This window comes from Roseateles sp. (assembly GCF_039595295.1).
In the GTDB taxonomy this organism is placed as follows: domain Bacteria; phylum Pseudomonadota; class Gammaproteobacteria; order Burkholderiales; family Burkholderiaceae_C; genus Roseateles.
Genome location: NZ_JBCNLU010000001.1, coordinates 308049 through 330789, shown reverse-complemented (window position 1 = coordinate 330789; position 22741 = coordinate 308049). Strand labels below are relative to the sequence as shown.

The window sequence follows — 22741 nt, the reverse complement described above, 5'->3', positions numbered from 1 at the left end:
TATGGCGAGGATCCGCAACGACGCGATGCGCCCGAAGCTAGGCCTTGGCGGCCACGTCGGCGGCACAATCCGGCGCCTATGTCCCTGACCCGTCTGATCGTCGGCCACATCCGCGGCCACTGGCGCCCTTACGTCGCGAGCGCGCTGATGCTCGCGACCATCGCCGTCCTCACCGTCTGGATTCCGCGCCACGTCGGCCATGTGGTCGACCTGCTGGTCTCGCGCCGCATCGGCGGCTGGGAGCTGATCGGCCAGCTCGGCCTGCTGGTGCTGGCCGGCCTGGCGATCTACTTGCTGCGCGTGGGCTGGCGCCTCGCGCTCTTCGCCACCGCCTATGAGCTCGGCCGCCAGCTGCGCACGCGGCTCTACGCGACGCTGACCCGTCAGGGGCCGGCCTTCTTCCATTCCCACGCCACCGGCGACCTGATGGCGCTGGCGACCAACGACGTCGATGCCATCGAGATGGCCGCCGGCGAAGCGCTGCTCGCCGCCTTCGACGGCACGCTGACGCTGATCCTGGTGCTGGGCATGATGACCCTGGGCATCGATTGGCGCCTGGGCCTGGCCGCACTGATCCCCTTCCCCTTCATGGCCTACGCCTTCTGGCGCATCTCCAATCACGTGCACGTGGCCTGGGCCGATTCGCTCAAACGCTTCTCGGCGCTGAACCAGCAGGTGCAGGACAGTCTGGCCGGCGTTCGGACCGTGCGCGCGCTCGGCCTGATCCGCCGCAGTCGCGAGCAGTTCGGTGAGCTGGCCCGCGAGGCCGGCGGCGCCGCCTACCAGGCGCAGCGCTGGGAGGCGATGTTCGAGCCCACCGTCGGCTTGTCGCTGAGCGCGGCCACCGTCATCGCGCTGGGCGCCGGGGCATGGCTGGTCGGGACGAACGTGATCAGCATCGGCCAGCTCACCGCCTTCACGATGTACCTGGGTCAGCTGATCTGGCCGATGTTCGCGGCGGGCTGGGTGCTGTCGCTGCTAGAGCGCGGCCGCGCTGCCTGGACGCGGCTGCATCCGGTGCTGGAAGCGCCCGACGGCCTGGTCGACACCGGCACCCGCGACATGCCCGCGCAGGCGGACATCAGCTGGGACGCCGTGTCCTTCCGCTATCCGGGCATGACGCAGCCGGCGCTGGAGGACATCACGCTGACGCTGGCGCCGGGCCGCACGCTGGGCATCGTCGGCGCGACCGGCTCGGGCAAGTCGACGCTGCTGCGACTGCTGCTGCGCCAGTACGAGCCGAGCGCCGGCACCGTGCGCCTGGGCGGCGTGCCCGCGGGCGAGATCCGGCTGGACGCGCTGCGTCGCGCGCTCGCGTGGGTGCCGCAGGAGCCCTTCCTGTTCTCGGCCTCGGTGGCCGACAACATCGCCCTGGCCAGCCCCGACGCGACGCGCGAGCAGGTCATGGAGATGGCCGAGCTTGCCGCCGTGCACGAGGACATCGCGCGTCTGCCTCAGGGCTACGACACGCTGGTGGGCGAGCGCGGCGTGACGCTGTCCGGCGGTCAGCGCCAGCGTGTCGCAATCGCGCGCGCGCTGCTCGCCGGCGCGCCCATCCTGCTGCTGGACGACGCGCTCTCGGCGGTCGACAGCGGCACCGAAACGCAGATCCTCGAGCACTGGCGCGAGCTGCGCCAGCGCCACCCGGAGCGCAGCCTTGCGGTGGTCAGCCACCGGCTGTCGGCGGTGATGGACGCGGACGAGATCGTGGTGCTCAAGCAGGGCCGCATCGTCGAGCGCGGCCGTCATGACGAGCTCATCGCGCGCGGCGGCTGGTATGCCGGCCAATGGCGCTATCAACAACTGGAGGCCAGCCTTGACGCAGCCTGATGTGAACGCGGCGGAGACCGCGACGAAGACCAAGAGCTCTCCCGACAAACCGGAGCACTCGCCGCGCGAGGCGCTCGCGCTGCTGGCGCAGGCCGCCGCGCCGGAGCGCCGCGGCCTCGTCAAGGGCCTGGGCTGGCTGGTGATCGCCGCCGCGCTCGAAGCCATCGGGCCCATCCTCGGCAAGCATTTCATCGATGCCCACGTGCTGCCGCGCGATTTCGACATCGGATCGATGGGCTTGCTGCTGGGCGCGATGCTGCTGGCCGGCTGGACCGCGAGCCTGCTGCGCTACGCGCAACTGCGGCGCATGGCGTCGGTCGCGCAGCGTTCGGTGCTGCGGCTGCGCGAGCAGGTCTATGCGCATGTGCTCGCGCAACCCATGGCTTTCTTCGACCGCAGCATCACCGGCCAGCTGCTGAGCCGCATCACCAACGACACGGACGCGGTCAACAACCTGTACCGCCAGGTGCTGTTCGTGATGCTGGACTCGACCATCGTGGTCGCGGGCGCGCTGGTCGCGATGGCCTGGCTGGACTGGCGGCTGATGCTGATCGTGCTGGCGCTGGTGCCGGCGAGCTCCACCATCATCTGGCTCTACCAGCGCGCCAGCAGCGGTCCGGTGCAACGGGCGCGGGCGCTGCGGGCCGATCTGAATGCGCAGATGGCCGAGAGCATGGCCGGCATGGCGATGCTGCAATCGGCCGGCGCGACAGGCCGCTTCGCCGCGCGCTACGAGAAGGCCAACCAGGCACAGCTGCAGGCCCGCGTGCAGGAGCTGCGCGCCAATGCCTGGCTGCTGCGTCCCGCGCTGGACCTGCTCAACGTGCTGCTGATCGTGACGGTGATCTACGGCTTCGGACTGCGCGAGCTGTCGGGCGTGGAGGTCGGTCTGCTCTACGCCTTCCTGGCCTACATCGCTCGCGTGGTGGAGCCGCTGATCCAGATCACCATGCAGTTCAGCCAGCTGCAGCAGGCGCTGGTGGCGGCGTCGCGCGTGCGCGCCCTGCTGCGCGAGCCCACCGAGCCGCGCTCGTTTCGGCCGGAGCTCCGGGTCGGCGCCGGCGCCATCCACTTCCAGCACCTGCAATTCGCCTACAAGCCGGATCATCCGGTGCTGCAGGACCTGGAGCTGGACATCCCCGCGGGCAGCTTCGTCGGCATCGCGGGTCACACGGGCTCGGGCAAGTCGACGCTGCTGGCCTTGCTGCTGCGCTTCTATCAGCCGCAACAGGGCCGCATCCTGATCGACGGCCAGCCGCTGGACCAGCTGCCCGAGCAGGCCTTCCACGACGCGCTGGGGCTGGTGCCGCAGGAGCCTTACCTGATCGCCGGCACGGTGCGCGAGAACATCCGCATGGGCCGCGCGATCTCGGACGAGAAGATCGAGGCTTCGGCGCGCGCCGCGCGGGCGCATGAGTTCCTGTCGGCGCTGCCGCAGGGCTATGAGAGCCGGCTGGGCGACGGCGGCTTGTCGGTGTCGACCGGCCAGAAGCAGCTGATCGCGCTGGCGCGCGCGCTGGCGGGGGATCCGCGCATCCTGCTGCTGGACGAGGCGACGGCCAACATCGACAGCGCCACCGAGGCGCAGGTCGGGGAGGCGCTGCGTGAATTGCGCGGCCAGGTCACGGTGCTGGCGATCGCGCACCGGCTGTCGACCATCCGCGAGGCCGATCAGATCGTGGTGCTGAACCACGGCAAGCTCGCCGAGCGCGGCACGCACGAAGCGCTGATGGGCATAGCCGGCGGGATCTACCAGCGGCTGGTGCAGTTGCAGGCGCTGGAGGAGTGAAGAAGCACGAAGGCCGCTCGATGAGCGGCCTTCCTCATGGGGCGATCGCCGAGAAGCGGATCGTCAGACGAGCAGGACGAGTCGCTCCAGGATCAGCACCGCGAAAAAGCCGATGCCAGCGATCACGGTCCACTTGATCAGCAGGATGCCGCGACGACGCCAAACGGGCTTCTTCGTCGCGATGTAGAGCGCGAAGCAGATGAGCCCGGCGACGATCAGCAGGGCGGTGACGAGGCGGAAGATCAGCATGCGAAGGGCCCCTGCGATCGCGCCGTCGCCAAGGCGATCTCTTCGATCGATTGGAAGTAGCGTGCGTGACTCACTCGAAGCGCCGCTTCATCGGCCGCGTTGAACAACACAATCTCGTTCTCGCGATCGCTGCCCAAAAGACTGAGCTCAAGGTCCAGCCGATCGTCCTCAGCGCGGGTGAAGTCCCCATCCTCGTACTGGTCGAAGCGCAGCAGTTGCTGAGCGCGGCGGTCGTAGTGCACTAGAAAAATCATGGGTGATCCAATCGGTCCGGGATGCTCAAGAGGAGGTCGCTCAGACGCTGGCGGGCTCGAATCAGGCGCTCCTCCGCACGGGCCGAACTTTGACGTTCTGGCGGCGAGTTGACCACCACTTCAGAAGGTATTTCGTACAACTCCCGAGCGAGCTCCGATTCGAATCTCTCAACCTCCGCCACGCTATGCGAGGCGTCTTGCAGGAGTTCCTGGATCGACTCTGGCCCACCGCCGTACTTGATGGCGTTGCCGTACCAGTCCGCCATCCGTTCCGAGAGAAGCGCCCATTGATTCTGAAGCGCCGTCCGCACTTGGATTTCGATCCGGCAGCCCTCGTGTTTGACAACAAGATGCACGGCTCGGTATCCGTGACTGGGCACCACACGGCGATCCTTGATCACGCCCTCGGGAAACCGGTCCTGCAGCGCTCGCACTGCCTTGGCTTGAGCGGATACATCCGGCACGGTGATGCGGCACCCCGCGATGTCCTGAATCTGTCCCAGGTGGGTGGTTTGGCGCCTGAGCTTCTCAAGGATGGCCTGGGTACTCTTTGCCGGTCGTTGGGACGCCGCAAACCCCGTGCACGCATAGACCGTTTCGGCCAAGGCCTCGCTCGCAGCCCGGAAGGATCGCCGGTACTCATCGAGCAACCTCAGATCGGTCGCGGAGACCGACTCCTTCAGCCGCTTCCCCAGCTTCTGCAGCTGGTTCTGGCTCAATGACATGTGGTCCCCGGAGCGGTCAGCCAATGATCACCACGCCGGCGCCAACTCCGCGAACCCCGGAGGCGCTTCGCGCTCATCGTCGAAGGTCACGATCTCGTACGCGTCGGCGTCGGCGAGCAGCTCGCGCAGCAGCAGGTTGTTCAGCGCATGCCCGCCCTTGAAGGACGTGTAGGCCGCGATCAGCGGATGCCCCACGACCTGCATGTCGCCGATCGCATCCAGGATCTTGTGCTTCACGAACTCGTCGTCGTAGCGCAGCCCCTCCGCGTTCAGCACGCGGTAGTCGTCGACCACGATGGCGTTGTCCATGGAGCCGCCCAGCGTCAGCCCGCGCGAGCGCATCAGCTCGATGTCCTTGGTCATGCCGAAGGTCCGCGCCCGCGCGATCTCGCGCTTGTACTGGCCGCTGCCCATGTCGAACACGTATTGCTGCCCCGTCGCCGACACCGCCGGGTTGTCGAACTCGATCTCGAAGCTCAGCGTGTAGCCGTGATGCGGCGTCAGCTTCGCCCACATCAGGCTCTTGCCCTCGCCCTTGCGCACTTCCACCGGCTTCTTCACCCGCAGGAACTGCTTCGGCGCGTTCTGCAACTCGATGCCCGCCGATTGCAGCAGGAAGACGTAGCTCGCCGCCGATCCGTCCAGCACCGGGACCTCGTCCGCGTTGATGTCGATCAGCAGGTTGTCCAGCCCCAGCCCGGCACAGGCCGACAGCAGATGCTCGATGGTCTGCACCTTGGGCCGGCCGGGATCGCCGTCCGGGCTGATCGTCGTGGCCATGCGGGTGTCGCAGACGTTGTTGGTCCGCACCGGGATGTCCACCGGCTGCGCCAGATCGACCCGGCGGAACACGATGCCGGTCCCCGGAGCGGCCGGGCGTAGCGTGATCTCCACCTTCTGGCCGCTGTGGATGCCGACCCCGACCGCACGGGTCAGGGACTTGATGGTGCGTTGCTTGAGCATGGGCCGTATTGTCCCAAATCAGGCTCAACCCTGCTGGACCAAAGCCTCTCGATCCTCACGCGCGACCGGCAGTCGCAGCGTCACCACCGTCCCGTGGCCGGGGCTGCTGTCCACGCGCAGCAAACCGCCCAGCACCTTCGCCCGACGCTGCAGCCCGCGCAGTCCGCGGCCCTGCGAGATCGCCTCGATGTCGAAGCCGTCGCCGTCGTCCTCGACGCGGATCTCCACGCGCCGACCCAGATCCCGCGTGACCACCCGCACCCGCGTCGCCCGCGCATGCTTGAGCGCATTGGTCAGCGCCTCCTGCATCAGGCGCAGCACGTGCAGCGCATCGGGCGGCTCCAGCCATTCCAGCGGCGGCAGATCGTGCACATCCCATTCCAGCTTGAGCCCGCCCAGCTGCAGCCGCTTGCCCAGCCGATAACGCATCGTCGCCAGCAGCGACACCAGATCGTGCCCCACCGGCTCCAGCGAATCGATCACCAGCCGTAGATCGTCCACGCACTCGCGCAGCACGCCCACGACCTGCTCCTGCGGCATCGTGCCCTGCTCCACCGCCACCATCGCCGACAGCAGCGATGAGCCCAGCCCGTCGTGCATGTCCTGCATGATGCGCTGGCGCTCCAGCAGCAAGGCCTGCTGGCGCTCGACCTCGCGCAGCTTGTCGTGCTGCGCGCTGAGCTCCACGCTCTGCTGGTCCAGCCGCTGCGCCAGATCCTCGTTGGCGCGCTCCACGCCGCGCAGCGCCTCGATGTAGCGGTGCTGCACCGCGTAGAGGAAGCTCGCCAGGATGACCAGCGTGGCGAAGGGCATCAGGTAGACGTGCTCCGGCCACCACCAGCCGGCGAGCAACCCCAGGTCGTGCACGCCCAGCGCGACGCCGACCACCAGCGCGAGCGCCATCACGCGCAGCTCGCGCGTGCCCTGGCGCCAGGCGACGCTGGCGACGAAGGCCGTGCCCGCCAGACCGACCACCGCATTGCAGATGTGCAGCAGCACCAGCGCATCGAAGCCGCGCCCCCACAGCGGCATCGACGCCAGACTGGAGACCAGCACGAACAGCGCCATGCCGCGCTCGAAGCGCGCGAAGCGCTGTCGCGCGAAGCGCAGCGCGAAGAGGAAGGTGAGCAGCATCACCCACGACATCGACGCATGGGTGAGCCACCAGAACCACTCCAGCGCGCCGCGCGTCCGGGGCAGGTCCAGGTGGTAATGCAGGTTGCGCACCAGCCACGCGACCGTGGCCAGGGAGAACAGCAGATAGGCCGGATCCTCGCGCCGCTTGAGCCACAGCACCAGCGCGAAAAGTCCCAGGGTCACCAACGTCAAACCGGTCGCCTGAGGGACGCCGATCTGCAGCACCCAGCGGCGGTCATGGCGCGCCTCCAGATCCTCGCGCGCGCCCAGCCAGACGCTGGACACCGAGTAATAGCCGCCCTGCATCACGGGCACCGCGATGACGACTTCGATCTCGCGCGCCTGCTGGATCTCGGTCAGCGCCGAGGGCAGCACCACCCACAGCGGCCGCACCCATTGCTCGCGCGCGCCGGACTGGTTGTCGAACACCGGACGCCAGCCGTCGTCGGTCTTCACCAGCACCGCCGCGGCCAGCGCCACCAGACGCGGCATGTAGAGCGCGACGCTGGTCGGCCATCGGCCTTGCGGCGGCGCATAGCGGACGCGATACCACCGCATCTGATAGCGGGCGTCGCCGGCATTGCCCGGCACGGCATCGCGTTGCTGGACGTCAGGGAGCTCAACCCGCTGCCAAGCCGCCGCGCCTGAGGGCGGCAGCAGCGCCGCCGGCAGAGCGCCATCGCGGCCGTCGATGACGCGCAGCGCGCGCCACCAGGCCTTGAGCTGGTCCTGCGTCCAGTCGGCGGTGGCGACCTCGGCCTCGATCGCGCGCTGAGCGCCGCCAGCGGGCCCCGCATCAGGCAGAGGACGCGCCGGGCCGAGCGGCGCGGCATGGGCCGCCACCGGGGTCGCCGTCGCCGGGCCCGTCGTCGCCTGCGCATGCGCGAGTGCGGGCATCAGCGCGCTCAGCGCCAATGCCGACAGCAGGGAGAAGACCCGAAGAATCCAGGGGACCATGCGCTCGGTTTCGTTCTTGTAATCGAAGGCGAGTGTGCCGAACTTCACCGAACAGCACGAGCGTTCATTTGCAACATGGCCCGGTGGCTGCTGCGGTGGCGAGGCGGGATGCTCCGCTAGGCGCGGACCGCAGCCATAGCCTGCTATGGCGAGGATTCGCAACAACGCGGAGCGCCCGCCTCGCCGCCGCAGCGGCCGCCGGGACGCAAAAAAGGCCATGCCCCCGAGGGACATGGCCTTGAATGCTGATGGCAGACGTCGGATCAGTCCGCCTGCTTGCGCAGGAAGGCCGGGATCTCGATCTCGTCCATGCCGTTGGAGGACAGCGCCTCGACCTTGGCGGCGGCCGTGCGGCCGTGACGCCAGACGCTGGGCACGCTCATGCCGCCGAAGTCCGACGCGCTCATGGGAGCGGCGGCCGTCGGGGTCTGCGCGGCCGCGGAGCCGGGCATCACCACCGGCTGCGTCAGCACCGGCATGTTGTCCGTGCCCGTGCGCAGTTGCGTCTGCTGCACCACCAACTGGGGTTGCTGGCGGGCCGCGGCGCGCTGGCTCAGGCCGGTCGCGATCACGGTCACGCGCAGCTGGTCGCCCAGCGATTCGTCGTAGGCCGTGCCGTAGATGATGTGCGCGTCTTCAGCGGCATAGCGCTTGATCGCGGTCATCGCGTTCCGGCTTTCGGCCAGCTTGAAGTTGGTGCGGCTCGCGGCGATCAGCACCAGCACGCCACGCGCGCCGGACAGATCGATGCCTTCCAGCAGCGGGCAAGCCACGGCGCCTTCGGCGGCCTTGGTCGCGCGGTCCGGACCCGAGGCCACGGCCGTGCCCATCATCGCCTTGCCCGGCTCGCTCATCACGGTCTTCACGTCTTCGAAGTCGACGTTGACCAGACCCGGCATGTGGATGATGTCGGAGATGCCGCCGACCGCGTTCTTCAGCACGTCGTTGGCGTGCGCGAAGGCCTGGTCCTGCGTGACGTCGTCGCCCAGCACTTCCAGCAGCTTGTCATTCAGCACCACGATCAGCGAGTCGACGTTGGCCTCGAGCTCCTGCAGGCCCAGGTCCGCCGCCTTGCCGCGACGGCCGCCTTCGAACTCGAAGGGCTTGGTCACGACGCCGACGGTCAGGATGCCCATCTCCTTGGCCACGCGCGCGATCACGGGGGCCGCGCCGGTGCCGGTGCCGCCGCCCATGCCGGCGGTGATGAACAGCATGTGCGCGCCGGTGATGGATTCACGAATGCGCTGCTCGGCTTCCTCCGCGGCCTGACGGCCGACCTCGGGTTTCGCGCCGGCGCCCAGGCCGGTATGGCCCAGTTGCAGGAGTTGGTCGGCCTTGGAGCGATTCAAGGCCTGGGCGTCGGTGTTGGCCACCACGAATTCCACGCCCTGCACACCCTGGGCAATCATGTGCTCGACCGCGTTGCCGCCGCCGCCGCCCACGCCAATCACCTTGATCTGGGTGCCTTGATCAAACTCTTCGATCATCTCGATCGCCATATCAAACCTCCTGTCCATATTGTGCAGCTGCCATCAACAAAATAGAAGTGGGATGCCACCGCTTTTAGGGGGCAAAACCCTCAGAGAACGAAAAAAAGCGTGGGCCGGTGAAGTTCCAGCCTCTTAGAAGTTACCCAGGAACCAGTCCTTGGCGCGTCCGAACAGGGTCTTCACGGAACCCGCCTGCTGCGAGGCCTTGAATCCCCTGGACCGCGCCAGTCGCGCTTCCTCCAACAAACCCATCACGGTCGCCGAGCGAGGATTGGCGACCATGTCGAACAAGGCCCCGCCGTAGGTCGGATTCCCGCGGCGGACCGGTTTCAGGAAAATGTCCTCGGCCAGTTCGACCATGCCCGGCATGACCGACGAGCCGCCCGACAAGACAATCCCCGACGAGAGCAGTTCCTCGTATCCCGATTCCCGGATGACCTGGTGCACGAGCGAGAAAATCTCCTCGACCCGCGGCTCGATCACCCCGGCCAGCGCCTGTTTGGACAACATGCGGGGCGCACGGTCGCCCAAACCCGGCACTTCGACCTGATCGGCCGGGTCCGCCAGCAATTGCTTCGCCACCCCGTGCTCGACCTTGATTTCCTCCGCATCCTTGGTCGGGGTGCGCAGCGCCATCGCGATATCGCTGGTAATCAAATCGCCGGCGATCGGAATCACGGCGGTATGGCGAATCGAGCCGCCGGTAAAAATTGCCACATCGGTCGTACCGGCGCCGATATCCACCAGCGCCACGCCCAGGTCGCGCTCGTCCGAGGTCAGGGCCGCCGCGCTCGAGGCGCTGGGATTCAGCACCAGCTGCTCCACTTCCAGCCCGCAGCGGCGCACGCACTTGACGATGTTTTCCGCCGCGCTCTGGGCGCCGGTCACGATGTGGACCTTGACCTCCAGGCGGCCGCCGCTCATGCCGATCGGCTCCTTGACCTCATGGCCGTCGATCACGAATTCCTGCGGCTCGACCAGCAGCAGGCGCTGGTCGTTGGGAATATTGATGGCCTTGGCGGTTTCCACCACCCGGGCCACGTCGACGGGCGTCACTTCCTTGTCCCGCACGATGACCATGCCGGTGGAGTTCTGGCCGCGGATATGGCTGCCGGTAATCCCGGTGTAAACCCTGGAAATGCGGCAGTCGGCCATCATTTCCGCTTCCTTGAGCGCCTGCTGGATGGACTGGACGGTCGCGTCGATATTCACCACCACGCCGCGCTTGAGGCCGTGGCTCGGCGCCACGCCCAGACCGGCGATGCGCAATTGGCCGTCGCCCATGACCTCCGCCACCACCGCCATGATCTTGGCAGTGCCGATGTCCAACCCGACGACCAAATCCTTGTATTCCTTGGCCATGCCTGTCCTCAATTCTTCTTGGTGGCGCCCTTGGGCGCGTTTGAAATCGTCGTCACGCCGGCCAACCGGACCGCGTAGCCGTTCTCGTGCCGGAGATCGGCGGAAACCAGCGAGGTCTGATAGCGCGTGGTGATCTGGGGGATGTTGGCGATGAATTGGCCATAGCGGGCCACGACCTCGGCCTCGCTGCCCCGGCCCAGCTCCACCACCGCACCCTTCTCCAGCGTCGCTTTCCAGGACCCGCGCCCCGACAAATCCAGCCGCGACACGCCCTCGTCGAGTTTGCGGTGGGTCATCGGATCGAGCTGCCGCCACATCGACAGCATGGCCGCCGAGGATTTACCCGGCCCCGCCAGCGTCGGCAGATCCTCGTCCTCGACGTCGCCCAGATTTGCCTCGAAGACCTCGCCGAAGCTATTCACCAGCCGGGTATCGACGACCGCGTCACTGTCCGCGTCGGCGTTTTCGGCCTTGGTTTCCCAATACGCGGCGGGCCGGTGCTCTTCGAGCGTCACCTGCAACTGCAGCGGCCAGACGCGGCGCACGGTGGCGTGCCGCACCCAGGGCACCGCCTCGAAGGCCGCCTTGGCCTTCTGCAGATTCATGGTCACGAAGCTGCCCGACAGCCGCGGCAGCGCGTTGGCCCGCAGCGAGGCGCTGCTGTTGCGGCTGACGTCGCCCTCCACCGTGATCGCTCGGATCGCCAGCTGCGGTTGCCGCGCCAGCCACAGCGCGCCCGCCGCCAGCGCCGTCAGGACGACGCCGGCCAGCAGCAAGCCCGCCACGCCGTTCATCACTCGGATGTCCGGCGGCAGCGGGCTGGCGGTGTGGGTGAAGGTGGCGCCCATGGCGGTGGCTCGGGGGTCGGGTTCGGCTCAGCGGCGGGTCAGGCCTGGCTGTCCAGCCGCGCCTGCGACAGCAGGTACAGGCACAGCTTGGGATAGGAGATGCCGACGGCCGCGGCCGCCTTGGGCACCAGCGAATGCGAGGTCATGCCCGGCGAGGTGTTGATCTCCAGCAGGAACAGCGCGCCGTCCGACTTGCGCCGCATCACGTCGACCCGGCCCCAGCCGCGCGCGCCCAGCGAGCGGTAGGCCGCGAGCACCAGCGCTTGCACGCGGGCCTGCTCCTGCGCCGGCAACTGGCCGACCAGGTATTGCGTGGTGTCGGTGAAGTACTTGTTCTGATAGTCGTAATTGCCGCCCTCGGCCCGGATCTCGATGACCGGCAGCGCGATCGCGGACGAGCCCTCGCCCACCACCGGGCAGGTCAGCTCGGCGCCGTCGACGAACTCCTCGCACAGCACTTCGGCGTCGTACTTGGCCGCCAGCGCGACCGCGTCCTGCATCTCCGAATAGCCCATCACCTTGGTCGCGCCGATGGACGAGCCCTCGTGCGGCGGCTTGACGAAGATGGGCAGGCCCAGTTCGTCGGGGACGGTGCGGATGCGCTCGCGCGTCTGCTCGTCGCGCTTGAGCGCGACCCAGCGCGGCGTCGACAGCTTGTCCGCCAGCCAGACGCGCTTGGTCGTGATCTTGTCCATCGCGATGGCCGAGGCCATCACGCCCGAGCCGGTGTAGGGGATGCCCATCAGCTCGAGCGCACCTTGCACCGTGCCGTCCTCGCCATGCCGGCCGTGCAGCGCGATGAAGGCGCGCTGGAAGCCCTCGCGCTTGAGCTCGAGCAGATCGCGCTGGCCCGGATCGAAGGGATGGGCGTCCACGCCCTCGGCCTGCAGCGCCGCCAGCACGCCGGCGCCGGACATGAGCGAGACCTCGCGCTCGGCGGACTCGCCGCCGAACAGCACGGCCACTTTGCCCATCGACTTCGGGTCGATGGCGGCGATGCCCAGCTGCTCGAAGAGCGCGGAAGCAGCGCCGGAGGAAGGAACGGAGGATTGGTTGAGGTCCGCAGTCATGCCCGGACTCCCTTCGCTTGCGTCATGAGTGCCACGGTGCGCGCGGGGACGGCGGCGATCGAGCCGGCCCCCATCACGATCACCACATCGCCGGCGCGCGCCTGGTGGGCGATCGCCTGCGGCAGTCCCTGCCAGTCGGCGACGAAGCCGGCCGCGGTGCCGCGGGCGGTCACCGCTTGCGCCAGGCTTTCGCCGCTGATGCCGGGCAGCGGGGACTCGCTGGCGGCATAGATCTCGGTCAGCAACACGCCGTCGGCCTGCGCCAGCACATCGGCGAACGCCTCGAAGCAGTCGCGCGTGCGGGTGTAGCGATGCGGCTGGAAGGCCAGCAGCAGACGGCGGCTCGGATAGGCGCCGCGCGCGGCGTTCAGCACCGCCTGCATTTCGACCGGGTGATGGCCGTAATCGTCGATCAGCAGCACCGTGCCCTCGCCCGCGGCGGTCTGGCCGCCCGCGTCCACGGGCGCGGCCACCGGCAACTCGCCGTAGGACTGGAAGCGCCGGCCCACGCCGCCGAAGTCGGCCAGCGCGCGCAGCAGCGGCTCGTCCGCGATGCCCAGCTCCATCGCCATCGCGATCACCGACAGCGCGTTCAGCACGTTGTGTTGGCCGTTCAGGCGCAGGTAGATCTGGAGCGGCGCGCGCTCATGACCTTCGCGATCGCGGCGCAGCGCGGTGAAGCGCATGCCGCCGCCGGCCTCGGCCGCGACGTCGACGGCGCGCACCGCGTTGCCCGCGCCCAGGCCGTAGAGGATCACCGGCCGCGACAGCATCGGCAGGATGCTGCGCACGCCCTCGTCGTCACCGCACAGCACGGCCGCGCCCCAGAAGGGCATCAGGTGCAGGAAGTCGACGAAGGCCTGACGCAGACGGGCCATGTCATGCCCGTAGGTGTCCATGTGGTCGGCGTCGATGTTGGTCACGATCGACAGCTGCGGCAGCAGATGCAGGAAGGACGCGTCCGACTCGTCGGCCTCGACCACCATGTGCAGACCGCCGCCCAGCGCGGCGTTCGCGCCGCTGGCCAGCAGCTGTCCACCGATGGCGTAGGTCGGATCCAAGCCCGCCTGCATCAGCACCGTGGTCAGCAGCGAGGTCGTCGTCGTCTTGCCATGCGTGCCGGCGACGGCGATGCCCATGCGCGGACGCATCAGCTCGGCCAGCATCTGCGCGCGCAGCAGCACCGGGATGCCGGCTTGATGCGCGGCCATCAGCTCGGGGTTGTCGGCCTTGATCGCACTGGACTTGACCAGCAGCTGGGCGTCGCCGACGTGCTCGGCCGCATGGCCCATCTTCACGTCCACGCCCAGCCCCCGCAGGCGGCGCGTGGTCTCGCTCTCGCCCTGGTCGGAACCGGAGACGCGATAGCCCTGCCCCGCCAGCAGCTCGGCGATGCCGCTCATGCCGGCGCCGCCGATGCCGGTGAAGTGGATGCGTTGGACGGCGTGCCTCATGCGCGCGCTCCCTTCGCGTCCTTGCGGGCGACCAGGGCTTCGAGCTCGTCGGCCACGCGCGACGCGGCGCGCGGACGCGCCAGCGAGCGGGCCTTGGACGCCAGCGCCAGCCAGTCCTCGCGCGTTTGCTGCAGCAGCGCATGCAGCTTCTCGGCGCTGAGCTCGCCCTGCGGCAGGTGAATCGCGGCGCCGTGCTGCGCCATGTACTGCGCGTTGTCGCGCTGGTGCGAGGTCGTGCTGACGACCAGCGGCACCAGGATGCTGGCGGCGCCCGCGGCGCAGAGCTCCGACACCGTGACCGCGCCGGCGCGGCAGATCACCACGTCGGCCTCGGCCAGGCGGGCGGCCATGTCGTGGATGAAGGGCACGACCTCGGCCTGCACGCCGGCCTTGGCGTAGGCGGCCTGGACCAGCGGGAAATTCGCCTCGCCGGTCTGGTGCGTGACCAGCGGGCGCTGATGCTCATCCCACAGCGCCAGCGTTTGCGGGAGCACCTCGTTGATCGCGCGCGCGCCCAGCGAGCCGCCCACCACCAGCACCTTCAGCGGACCGGTCCGATCGGCGAAGCGCAGCTCGGGCGCGGGCAGGTCCTCGATTTCGGCGCGGACCGGATTGCCGGTGACCACGGCCTTGCGCTGCTGCGCGGCGGCCAGGCCGTCGAAGCCGAAAGCGATCTTGCCGGCCACCGGCGCCAGCGCCTTGTTGGACAGCAGCAGCGCCGCGTCGGCATTGACCAGCATCAGCGGGCGGCGCATGACCCAGGCCATCAGGCCGCCGGGGAAGCAGACATAGCCGCCCATGCCCAGCACCGCGTCGGCCTTGCGGGCGCCGAAGACATTGGCGCTCTGCGCCAGCGCCTTGAACAGACGCACGACGCCCAGCACGGAATGCTTCAGCCCCTTGCCGCGCAGGCCGGCGAAGGACAGGCGGTCCATCGGCAGGCCGGACGGGGGCACCAGCTTGTTCTCCATCCCGGCTTCGGTGCCGAGCCAGGACACGGTCCAGCCGCGGCGCTGCATCTCGGCGGCCACGGCCAAACCCGGGATCACGTGTCCGCCGGTACCGGCGGCCATCACGACGAGGTGACGCGTGCTCATGCCCGGCCCCCTCGCATCAGTTGTCGGTTTTGGCTTCGCCGAACCCGCAGCGCCTCGCTACGCGAGGCGAGCTGGTCACGTTGTGTCCAGCTCCTCATGCTCGGCCTCCTCGCATGAGCTGACGGTTTTCGATGTCGATACGCAAGCAGATCGCCAATGCCACGCAGTTGAGGACGGTGGCCGAGCCGCCGTAGCTCATCAGCGGCAGCGTCAGGCCCTTGGTCGGCAGCGCGCCCAGGTTCACGCCCATGTTGATGAAAGCCTGGCCGCCCATCCAGATGCCGATGCCCTGCGCATACAGACCCGCGAAGACGCGGTCCAGCGCCACCGCCTGACGGCCGATGTGGAAGAGCCGGCGCGACAGCCAGAAGAAGGCGAAGATCACGACGGCCACGCCGATGAAGCCCAGCTCCTCGCCGATCACGGCGAGCAGGAAGTCGGTGTGGGCCTCGGGCAGGTAATGCAGCTTCTCCAGGCTGGAGCCCAGGCCCTGGCCGAAGAACTCGCCGCGGCCGAAGGCGATCAGCGAGTGCGTCAGCTGATAGGCCTTGCCCTGCGCGTACTTCTCGTCCCAAGGATTCAGGTACGCGAAGATCCGCTCGCGGCGGAAATCGCTGAAGGTGATCATCAGCACGAAAGCGCCGACCAGCACCGCCACGCTGAGGAAGAACATGCGGCCGTTGACGCCGCCCAGGAACAGGATGCCCATCGCGATCGCCGCGATGACCATGAAGGCGCCCATGTCCGGCTCGGCCAGCAGCAGCATGCCGGCGAAGGCCAGCGCGCAGGCCATCGGCCAGACGGCGCGGATGAAGTTCTCCTTCATCTCCATCTTGCGGACCATGTAGTTGGCCGCGTACATCGCGATGGCCAGCTTGGCCAGCTCCGAGGGCTGGAAGTTCATGACGCCCAGCGGCAACCAGCGGCGCGCGCCGTTGACGCCCTTGCCCACGTGGGGGATCAGCACCACCATCAGCAGCACCAGCGCCACGACGAAGATCTTGGGCGCGTGACGCTCCCAGAAGCTCACCGGCACCATCACCGTGATCCAGCCCGCCAGCAGCCCCAACGCGATGAACAGCGACTGGCGCGCGAAGAAGTGCATCGGGGCGTACTTCGCGAACTTGGGGTTGTCCGGCAGCGCGATGGATGCCGAATAAACCATCAGCAGGCCCAGCGCCAGCAACGACAGCACGACCCAGATCAGCGTGAGGTCGAAGCCCAGGAGTCGGGTGGGTTGACCCGCGGAGGTCGACACCCAGTCCCGCACCGGCACGTCCACGCCGGGCGCGCCCTCGCCGCGCTTGGCGAAGCCCGTGCGCAGGCGATTGCCCAGCGTGCTGAAGAAGGACGACGGGGGCGGAGCGGCGCTCATCCGATCAGTCCTTCGTCTTCCGCCAGCTCGCGCACGGTGGCGATGAACACCTCGGCGCGATGGGCGTAGTTGCGGAACATGTCCAAGCTGGCGCAGGCGGGGCTGAGCAGCACGCTGTCGCCGGCGTGCGCTTGCGCGAGCGACCAGTGGGTCGCCGCTTCCAGCGAGTCATGGCGATGCATCAGCACGCCGCTGTCCTGCAGCGCGGCTTCGATCTGCGGAGCGTCGCGGCCGATCAGCGCAACGGCGCGGGCGTGGAGCGCGATGGGCGTGGCCAGCGGGGAGAAGTCCTGCCCTTTGCCGTCGCCGCCCAGAATCATCACGAGCTTGGCCGGTGCGCGGTCGGCGCCCAGGCCCATCACGGCGGCGACGGTCGCGCCGACGTTGGTGCCCTTGGAGTCGTCGTAGAAATCGACACCCTTGATCGTGCTCACGAACTCGACACGATGCGGCTCGCCGCGGTACTCGCGCAGGCCGTGCAGCATGGGCGCCAGCGGGCAGCCGATGGACGTGGCCAGCGCCAGCGCGGCCAGCGCGTTGGCGGCGTTGTGACGGCCGCGCACGCGCAGCGCGTCGGCGGGCATCAGGCGCTGGATGATGAGTTCGTCCTCATCGTCCTTGCGGCGCTTCAGGCCCTTGAGCTCTTCTTCCTGCTCGCGGGCGCGCACCAGCCAGGCCATGCCGTTCTCGACCAGCAGACCGAAGTCGCCGGCGCGGCGCGGCGCGTCCAGGCCGAAGCGCACGGTGTCGCGCTCGACGACCTTGGCCGGGCGGCCGCGGCCTTGCTTGACGGTAATGGGCGCGGGCACCAGGGCCTCGACCTCGGGATCGTCGCGGTTGATCACCAGCACGCCGTGCTCGCCGAAGATGCGGCCCTTGGCGCGGGCATACGAAGCCATGTCGCCGTGCCAGTCCAGGTGATCCTGCGTGATGTTCAGCACCGCACCGGCGCTGGGCTCGAAGCCCTTCACGCCGTCGAGCTGGAAGCTGGACAGCTCCAGCACCCAGACCTGCGGGAGGACCTCGAACTCGGCGGGCTTGGGAGGCGGCGGCTTGATCGGCAGCGGCTGCTCGTCGAGCAGCTCGGCGACGGTGTCGAGCGCGCTGCGGTCGTCGGCCGGGGCGGGCTCCACAGGCAGCTCCACCCCCGCTTCGGCGACGGCGGCCTCGGTCGCGATGACCTCGTCGACAGGCTCGAGCAGCACGTCGGCATCAGGCAGGTCAACGGAGGCCTCGGACGTTGTCACCGCCTCGACGGCCATCTCGACGATGGCCTCTTCGGGCTCGGCGACGGCGTCGGTAGCCGGCTCGGCAGCAGGTTCGGCAATGGACTCGGCAGCAGGCTCAGCGTCAGCGGCCTCGGGCGTCTCGGCGCCCTCCTCCACCTTCGCCTGCGGCATCGGCTCCTTGTCGAGCGCGTCGCTGAGCGTGCCCAGCAGCGTCGGGCCGATGTTGCCGGCCATCGCGACACGGCGGCCGGCGCGCTCGACCAGCAGCGCGGTCATGCTGGTGGTCGTCGTCTTGCCGTTGGTGCCGGTGATCGCGAGCACACCCGGCTCGTAGCGATACAGGGTCTTGAGCTCCGCCAGCGCCTGCGCGAACAGCTCGAGCTCGCCGCGCACGCGCAGGCCGATCTCCTCGGCGCGCGCCAGCAACGGCTTCAGACGCGCGTCCAGCGGCGACAGGCCGGGGCTCTTGAGCAGCACCCACGTGTGGTCGATCGTGGCCAGCAGCTCGGGCGTGAACTCGCCATGCACGAAGGCCGCCTCGGGCAGGCGCCCGCGCAGCGCGGCGAGTTGCGGCGGCTGTTCGCGGCTGTCCCACACCGTCACGCGCGCGCCCAGGCGCGCCGCCCAGGCCGCCATCGCGAGCCCGGAGTCGCCCAGCCCCAGCACGAGGGCGTGCCGGTCCTGGTAGAGCGCGGGGAAGTGCAGCGGGCTCATGGTCGTGGCGTCCCGATCAGCGCAGCTTCAGGCTGGCCAGGCCGACCAGGCACAGCAGCATGGTGATGATCCAGAACCGGATGACGACCTGCGTCTCCTTCCAGCCCGACTTCTCGAAGTGGTGGTGCAGCGGCGCCATCTTAAAGATGCGCCGGCCCTCCCCGTACTTCTTCTTCGTGTACTTGAACCAGGTCACCTGGAGCATCACCGACAGCACTTCGGCCACGAAGACGCCGCCCATGATGCCCAGCACGATTTCCTGGCGCGTGATCACCGCCAGCGTGCCCAGCCCGCCGCCCAGCGCCAGCGCGCCGACGTCGCCCATGAAGACCTGGGCCGGATGCGCGTTGAACCACAGGAAGGCAAGGCCTGCCCCCGCCAGCGCGGCGCAGAAGATCAGCAGCTCGCCCGCGCCCGGGATGTAGGGGAAGAGCAGGTAGCGGCTGTAGACCGACGAGCCGGTCACGTAGGCGAAGACGCCCAGCGCCGAACCCACCATCACCACCGGCATGATCGCCAGCCCGTCCAGGCCGTCGGTGAAGTTCACCGCGTTGCTGGTGCCGACGATGACCAGATAGCTCAGGCCGATGAAGCCGAACACGCCCAACGGATAGCTGATGGACTTGAAGAACGGCAGCATCAGGTCGGCCTTGGGCGGCAGCTCGGTCGAGAAGCCGCTTGTGACCCAGCGGAAGAACAGCTGCACCACGCCCAGGAAGCTGGTCTCCGACACGCTGAAGGCCAGATAGATCGCCGCGACCAGACCGATGATGGACTGCCACATGAACTTCTCACGGCTGCGCATCCCTTCCGGATCCTTGTTGACCACCTTGCGGTAATCGTCGACCCAGCCGATCAGGCCGAAGCCCATGGTCACCAGCATCACCACCCAGACGAAGCGGTTGGACCAGTCGAACCACAGCAGCGTCGACACGCCGATCCCGATCAGCACCAGCACGCCGCCCATGGTGGGCGTGCCGCTCTTGGCCAGATGCTGCTGCACGCCGTACTCGCGGATGGGCTGACCGATCTTGAGCTCGGTCAGGCGGCGGATGACCCAGGGCCCGAAGGCCAGGCCGATCAGCAGCGCCGTCAGCGCCGCCATCACCGCACGGAAGGTGATGTACTGGAAGACGCGCAGAAACCCCAGTTCAGGGAAATTGGCCTGCAGCCACTGGGCCAGACTAAGCAGCATGGGGTTCTCCTGGGCCGCCGGACTGCAAGGCGGCCACGATCTGTTCCATCTTCATGAAGCGCGAGCCCTTCACGAGGATGTTCTGTACTTGCGGCGCCTCGCCCAGCGCCGCGATCAACGCGGCGACGGTGTCGAAGGAGCGCGCGCCCGCCCCGTAGGCCTGGGCCGTGTCGCGCGCGGCCTCGCCGGCGGTCCACAGCGCCGCGAGGCGCTGATCGGCCGCATGCGCGCCGACCTCGCGATGGAATTCGGGGCCCTGCTCGCCGACCTCGCCCATGTCGCCCAGCACCAGCCAGGACTGGCCGGGCAGCTCGGCCAGCACGTCGATGGCGGCGATCACGCTGTCGGGGTTGGCGTTGTAGCTGTCGTCGATCAGCGTGACGCGGCGCCCCTGCCACTGCACCGTCTGCAGCGCCGAGCGCCCCTTCACCGCCTTGAAGGCCTGAAGCCCCTCGCGGATCGCGGCCAGTGGCGCACCGGCGGCCAGCGTGCAGGCGGCAGCCGCCAGCGCGTTGCGCACGTTGTGCTGGCCCGCCATGGCCAGCGCCACCGGGATGGTGCCGGCGGGGGTCAGGATCTCGATGGCCCAGTGGCCCGCATGCGGCGTCGCGCCCGTGGCCGCATCGGCGCCCGTGGCGGCACCGGTGTCGGCATCGCCCGGCGCGACCCACTGCGCGCGGCCCATCACGTCGGCCTGCCCTTGCAGCGCGAAGGTCAGCGTCGCGCGGCCGGCGGCCTGCTCCAGCCAGACGGGCGCGCAGGGATCCTCGGCCGGGAAGACCGCGACACCCGCGGTGCCCAGCGCGCCGATCACGGCGCCGTTCTCGCGCGCCACCGCCTCGACGGTGTGCATGAACTCCTGGTGCTCACGCTGCGCGTTGTTGACCAGCGCCACCGAGGGCTGCGTCATGGCGGCCAGCGGCGCGATCTCGCCCGGGTGATTCATGCCGAGCTCGACCACCGCGGCGCGATGCCAGGCGGCTTCGTTCTGGCGCAGGCGCAGCAGCGTCAGCGGCACGCCGATCTCGTTGTTGAAGTTGCCTTCGGTCGCCAGCATCGAGGCCTCGCCCAGCCAGGCACGCAGGATGGCCGCGATCATCTGCGTGACCGTGGTCTTGCCGTTGCTGCCGGTCACGGCGATCACGGGCAGGTGCTGACGCTCGCGCCAGGCTTGCGACAGCAGTCCCAGCGCGGCTTTCGCGTCGGGCACCAGGATCCCAGGAAGGCCGGCCTCGGCCAAACCACGCTCCGCGAGCGCGGCGACGGCGCCGGCGGCCTTCGCCTGCGCGAGGAAGTCGTTGGCGTCGAAGCGCTCGCCGCGCAGCGCGACGAACAGATCGCCCGCGCGCAGCGAGCGGGTGTCGGTATGCACGCGCAGCAGCGCGGTCGAGGCGTCGCCCACCAGGGTCGCGGAAGAGAGCAGCGGGCTCAGCAGCGCATGGGCCTCGCCCAGCGTCATCATCGGGATCGTCGCGGCGCTCACAGCCCGGCCCTTTCGATCAAGGCGGCACGCGCCGCCTGCACGTCGGAGAACGGCCGGCGCTCGCCAGCGATCTCCTGGTAATCCTCATGGCCCTTGCCGGCGATCAGCACCACGTCGCGAGCACCGGCCTGGTCGACCGCGCGGGCGATGGCCGCCGCGCGATCGGCCTCGACCTCGCGCTTCGCATCGGCGGGCAGGCCGGCTTCGATGTCGGCCAGGATGCGCTGCGGGTCTTCGGTGCGCGGGTTGTCGCTGGTCAGCACCACATGCGCCGCCAGCTTGGCCGCGATCGCGCCCATCAGCGGACGCTTGCCCGGATCGCGATCACCGCCGCAGCCGAAGACCACGCGCAGCTCGCCGCCGCGGGCCGCAGCCAGCGGTTGCAGCGCGCTGAGCGCCTTCTCCAGCGCATCGGGGGTGTGCGCGTAGTCGACGACCAGTTGCGGCAGCTCGCGGCCGCTGCCCACGCGCTGCATGCGGCCCGGCACCGGCGTCACCAGCGCGGCGACGCGCGCGATGTCGTCCAGCGAATGCCCCAGCGCGCGCAGCCCGGCGATCACGCCCAGCAGGTTGGACACGTTGTAGTCGCCGATCAGCGAAGTCCGCAGCGGCACGCGGGACTCGCCCTCGCGCAGTGTGAAGGCCAGGCCTTGCGCGTCGTGGCGCAGGTCCTCGGCGCTCAGGCGCGCGTCACTGCGGTTCAGGCCGTAGGTCCAGAGATCGAGCGCGCCGCCGGCGAGTTCATCCGCCAGCTCCGCGCCTTTGGCGTCGTCCAGATTCAGCACGGCGGCCTGCAGGCCGTCCCAACCGAAGAGCTTGCGCTTGGCGGCCCAGTAGCTCGCCATGTCGCCGTGGTAGTCCAGGTGATCCTGGGTGAAGTTGGTCAGCAGCGCGACCTTGATGCGCGTGCCCGTCAGCCGGTGTTCCTCGATGCCGATGGAGGAGGCCTCGATCGCGCAGGCCGAGAAGCCCTCGTCGACCATGTGCTTGAAGGCTTCCTGCAGGCGCACCGGATCGGGGGTGGTCAGGCCGGTGGCCTCGATGGAGGCGGTCGTGACCGCGCCGGGCACCGGCGGCTGGCCCACGCCCAGCGTGCCGATCACGCCGCAGCGCGCGCCCAGCAGCGTCAGCGCCTGCGCGATCCACCAGGCGCTGGAGGTCTTGCCGTTGGTGCCCGTGACCGCCAGCACGTCCAGGCGAGCGCTGGGCTCGCCGTAGAAGGCCGAGGCGATGCGGCCGCAGTTGGCCTTCAGGTCCGGGAGCGAGGCGATGCGCGCGTCGGTGAAACCGTACTCGGCCGCGCCGGCTTCCTCGACCAGCGAGGTCGCCGCGCCGGCCTGCAGCGCGCCGGCCACGAACTGGCGCGCGTCCTTCGCATAGCCGGGCCACGCGATGAAGGCGTCGCCGGGACCGACGCGGCGGCTGTCGGTGCGCAGCTGGCCGCTCGGCGTCCATTCGAGCAGCCAGCGGGCGGCGGCCTCGGGGGATTTCAGGTGCATCAGCATGATTCGTCGTGCCCG

18 protein-coding genes are annotated in these 22741 nt (G+C 69.0%); 2 read left to right on the top strand and 16 right to left on the bottom strand.

Annotated features, from left to right (window positions below; translation table 11 throughout):
- Positions 1-78 precede the first annotated feature (78 nt).
- Both ABDW59_RS01535 and ABDW59_RS01530 read left to right on the top strand, forming a co-directional pair.
- A complete protein-coding gene (locus ABDW59_RS01535; RefSeq protein ID WP_343627592.1) occupies positions 79-1830 on the top strand; it encodes an ATP-binding cassette domain-containing protein in 1752 nt (583 codons plus the stop codon).
- Positions 1817-3619, top strand: a complete 1803-nt coding sequence (locus ABDW59_RS01530; protein ID WP_343627590.1) for an ABC transporter ATP-binding protein — start codon at positions 1817-1819, stop codon at positions 3617-3619. The genes ABDW59_RS01535 and ABDW59_RS01530 overlap by 14 nt, the downstream gene beginning before the upstream one ends.
- 63 nt (positions 3620-3682) lie before the next feature.
- Here the strand turns inward: ABDW59_RS01530 and ABDW59_RS01525 are convergent, their stop codons facing one another.
- The 16 genes from ABDW59_RS01525 to ABDW59_RS01450 all read right to left on the bottom strand — a co-directional run bounded on the left by ABDW59_RS01525 (position 3683) and on the right by ABDW59_RS01450 (position 22726).
- Complete coding sequence (locus tag ABDW59_RS01525; RefSeq protein ID WP_343627589.1) at positions 3683-3868, bottom strand: hypothetical protein; 186 nt, start codon at positions 3866-3868, stop codon at positions 3683-3685.
- Positions 3862-4110, bottom strand: a complete 249-nt coding sequence (locus ABDW59_RS01520) for a hypothetical protein (protein WP_343627587.1) — start codon at positions 4108-4110, stop codon at positions 3862-3864. The genes ABDW59_RS01525 and ABDW59_RS01520 overlap by 7 nt, the downstream gene beginning before the upstream one ends.
- Before the next feature lie 8 nt (positions 4111-4118).
- The gene (locus ABDW59_RS01515) at positions 4119-4841 is read right to left on the bottom strand and encodes a hypothetical protein (protein ID WP_343627586.1); all 723 of its coding nucleotides are present in this window, start codon (positions 4839-4841) and stop codon (positions 4119-4121) included.
- A 33-nt stretch (positions 4842-4874) separates the two neighbouring features.
- Positions 4875-5810: a UDP-3-O-acyl-N-acetylglucosamine deacetylase gene (lpxC, locus tag ABDW59_RS01510; RefSeq protein ID WP_343627585.1), complete on the bottom strand. Its 936-nt coding sequence runs from the start codon at positions 5808-5810 to the stop codon at positions 4875-4877.
- Positions 5811-5834: 24 nt separating this feature from the next.
- Positions 5835-7952, bottom strand: a complete 2118-nt coding sequence (locus ABDW59_RS01505) for an ATP-binding protein (protein ID WP_343627584.1) — start codon at positions 7950-7952, stop codon at positions 5835-5837.
- Positions 7953-8167: 215 nt separating this feature from the next.
- On the bottom strand, positions 8168-9403 hold the full coding sequence (ftsZ, locus tag ABDW59_RS01500) for a cell division protein FtsZ (protein ID WP_343627583.1): 1236 nt from the start codon (positions 9401-9403) through the stop codon (positions 8168-8170).
- A 123-nt stretch (positions 9404-9526) separates the two neighbouring features.
- Entirely contained in the window at positions 9527-10756 is a 1230-nt protein-coding gene (gene ftsA, locus ABDW59_RS01495; protein WP_343627582.1) for a cell division protein FtsA, read from the bottom strand.
- Positions 10757-10764: 8 nt separating this feature from the next.
- Entirely contained in the window at positions 10765-11604 is an 840-nt protein-coding gene (locus ABDW59_RS01490; protein ID WP_343627581.1) for a cell division protein FtsQ/DivIB, read from the bottom strand.
- 38 nt (positions 11605-11642) lie between these two features.
- The gene (locus tag ABDW59_RS01485) at positions 11643-12602 is read right to left on the bottom strand and encodes a D-alanine--D-alanine ligase (RefSeq protein WP_343627728.1); all 960 of its coding nucleotides are present in this window, start codon (positions 12600-12602) and stop codon (positions 11643-11645) included.
- A gap of 68 nt (positions 12603-12670) precedes the next feature.
- Positions 12671-14128, bottom strand: a complete 1458-nt coding sequence (murC, locus tag ABDW59_RS01480) for a UDP-N-acetylmuramate--L-alanine ligase (protein WP_343627580.1) — start codon at positions 14126-14128, stop codon at positions 12671-12673.
- On the bottom strand, positions 14125-15225 hold the full coding sequence (gene murG / locus ABDW59_RS01475; RefSeq protein ID WP_343627579.1) for an undecaprenyldiphospho-muramoylpentapeptide beta-N-acetylglucosaminyltransferase: 1101 nt from the start codon (positions 15223-15225) through the stop codon (positions 14125-14127). The genes murC and murG overlap by 4 nt, the downstream gene beginning before the upstream one ends.
- A 94-nt stretch (positions 15226-15319) precedes the next feature.
- The gene (ftsW, locus tag ABDW59_RS01470) at positions 15320-16600 is read right to left on the bottom strand and encodes a putative lipid II flippase FtsW (RefSeq protein WP_343627578.1); all 1281 of its coding nucleotides are present in this window, start codon (positions 16598-16600) and stop codon (positions 15320-15322) included.
- Entirely contained in the window at positions 16597-18543 is a 1947-nt protein-coding gene (gene murD, locus ABDW59_RS01465; protein WP_343627577.1) for a UDP-N-acetylmuramoyl-L-alanine--D-glutamate ligase, read from the bottom strand. The genes ftsW and murD overlap by 4 nt, the downstream gene beginning before the upstream one ends.
- 16 nt (positions 18544-18559) lie before the next feature.
- A complete protein-coding gene (gene mraY / locus ABDW59_RS01460) occupies positions 18560-19738 on the bottom strand; it encodes a phospho-N-acetylmuramoyl-pentapeptide-transferase (protein ID WP_343627576.1) in 1179 nt (392 codons plus the stop codon).
- Entirely contained in the window at positions 19728-21197 is a 1470-nt protein-coding gene (murF, locus tag ABDW59_RS01455) for a UDP-N-acetylmuramoyl-tripeptide--D-alanyl-D-alanine ligase (RefSeq protein ID WP_343627727.1), read from the bottom strand. The genes mraY and murF overlap by 11 nt, the downstream gene beginning before the upstream one ends.
- 20 nt (positions 21198-21217) lie before the next feature.
- Entirely contained in the window at positions 21218-22726 is a 1509-nt protein-coding gene (locus ABDW59_RS01450; RefSeq protein WP_343627575.1) for a UDP-N-acetylmuramoyl-L-alanyl-D-glutamate--2,6-diaminopimelate ligase, read from the bottom strand.
- Positions 22727-22741 lie beyond the last annotated feature (15 nt).

Bases quoted from the DNA above. Each gene is read 5' to 3' on its own strand.
- ABDW59_RS01450 (WP_343627575.1), bottom strand. From the start codon at position 22,726: ATGCTGATGCACCTGAAATCCCCCGAGGCCGCCGCCCGCTGGCTGCTC.
- murD (WP_343627577.1), bottom strand. From the start codon at position 18,543: ATGAGCCCGCTGCACTTCCCCGCGCTCTACCAGGACCGGCACGCCCTC.
- ABDW59_RS01490 (WP_343627581.1), bottom strand. From the start codon at position 11,604: ATGGGCGCCACCTTCACCCACACCGCCAGCCCGCTGCCGCCGGACATC.
- ftsW (WP_343627578.1), bottom strand. From the start codon at position 16,600: ATGAGCGCCGCTCCGCCCCCGTCGTCCTTCTTCAGCACGCTGGGCAAT.
- ABDW59_RS01525 (WP_343627589.1), bottom strand. From the start codon at position 3,868: ATGCTGATCTTCCGCCTCGTCACCGCCCTGCTGATCGTCGCCGGGCTC.
- murC (WP_343627580.1), bottom strand. From the start codon at position 14,128: ATGAGGCACGCCGTCCAACGCATCCACTTCACCGGCATCGGCGGCGCC.
- mraY (WP_343627576.1), bottom strand. From the start codon at position 19,738: ATGCTGCTTAGTCTGGCCCAGTGGCTGCAGGCCAATTTCCCTGAACTG.
- murG (WP_343627579.1), bottom strand. From the start codon at position 15,225: ATGAGCACGCGTCACCTCGTCGTGATGGCCGCCGGTACCGGCGGACAC.
- ftsZ (WP_343627583.1), bottom strand. From the start codon at position 9,403: ATGGCGATCGAGATGATCGAAGAGTTTGATCAAGGCACCCAGATCAAG.
- ABDW59_RS01535 (WP_343627592.1), top strand. From the start codon at position 79: ATGTCCCTGACCCGTCTGATCGTCGGCCACATCCGCGGCCACTGGCGC.
- murF (WP_343627727.1), bottom strand. From the start codon at position 21,197: ATGACGCTGGGCGAGGCCCATGCGCTGCTGAGCCCGCTGCTCTCTTCC.
- lpxC (WP_343627585.1), bottom strand. From the start codon at position 5,810: ATGCTCAAGCAACGCACCATCAAGTCCCTGACCCGTGCGGTCGGGGTC.
- ftsA (WP_343627582.1), bottom strand. From the start codon at position 10,756: ATGGCCAAGGAATACAAGGATTTGGTCGTCGGGTTGGACATCGGCACT.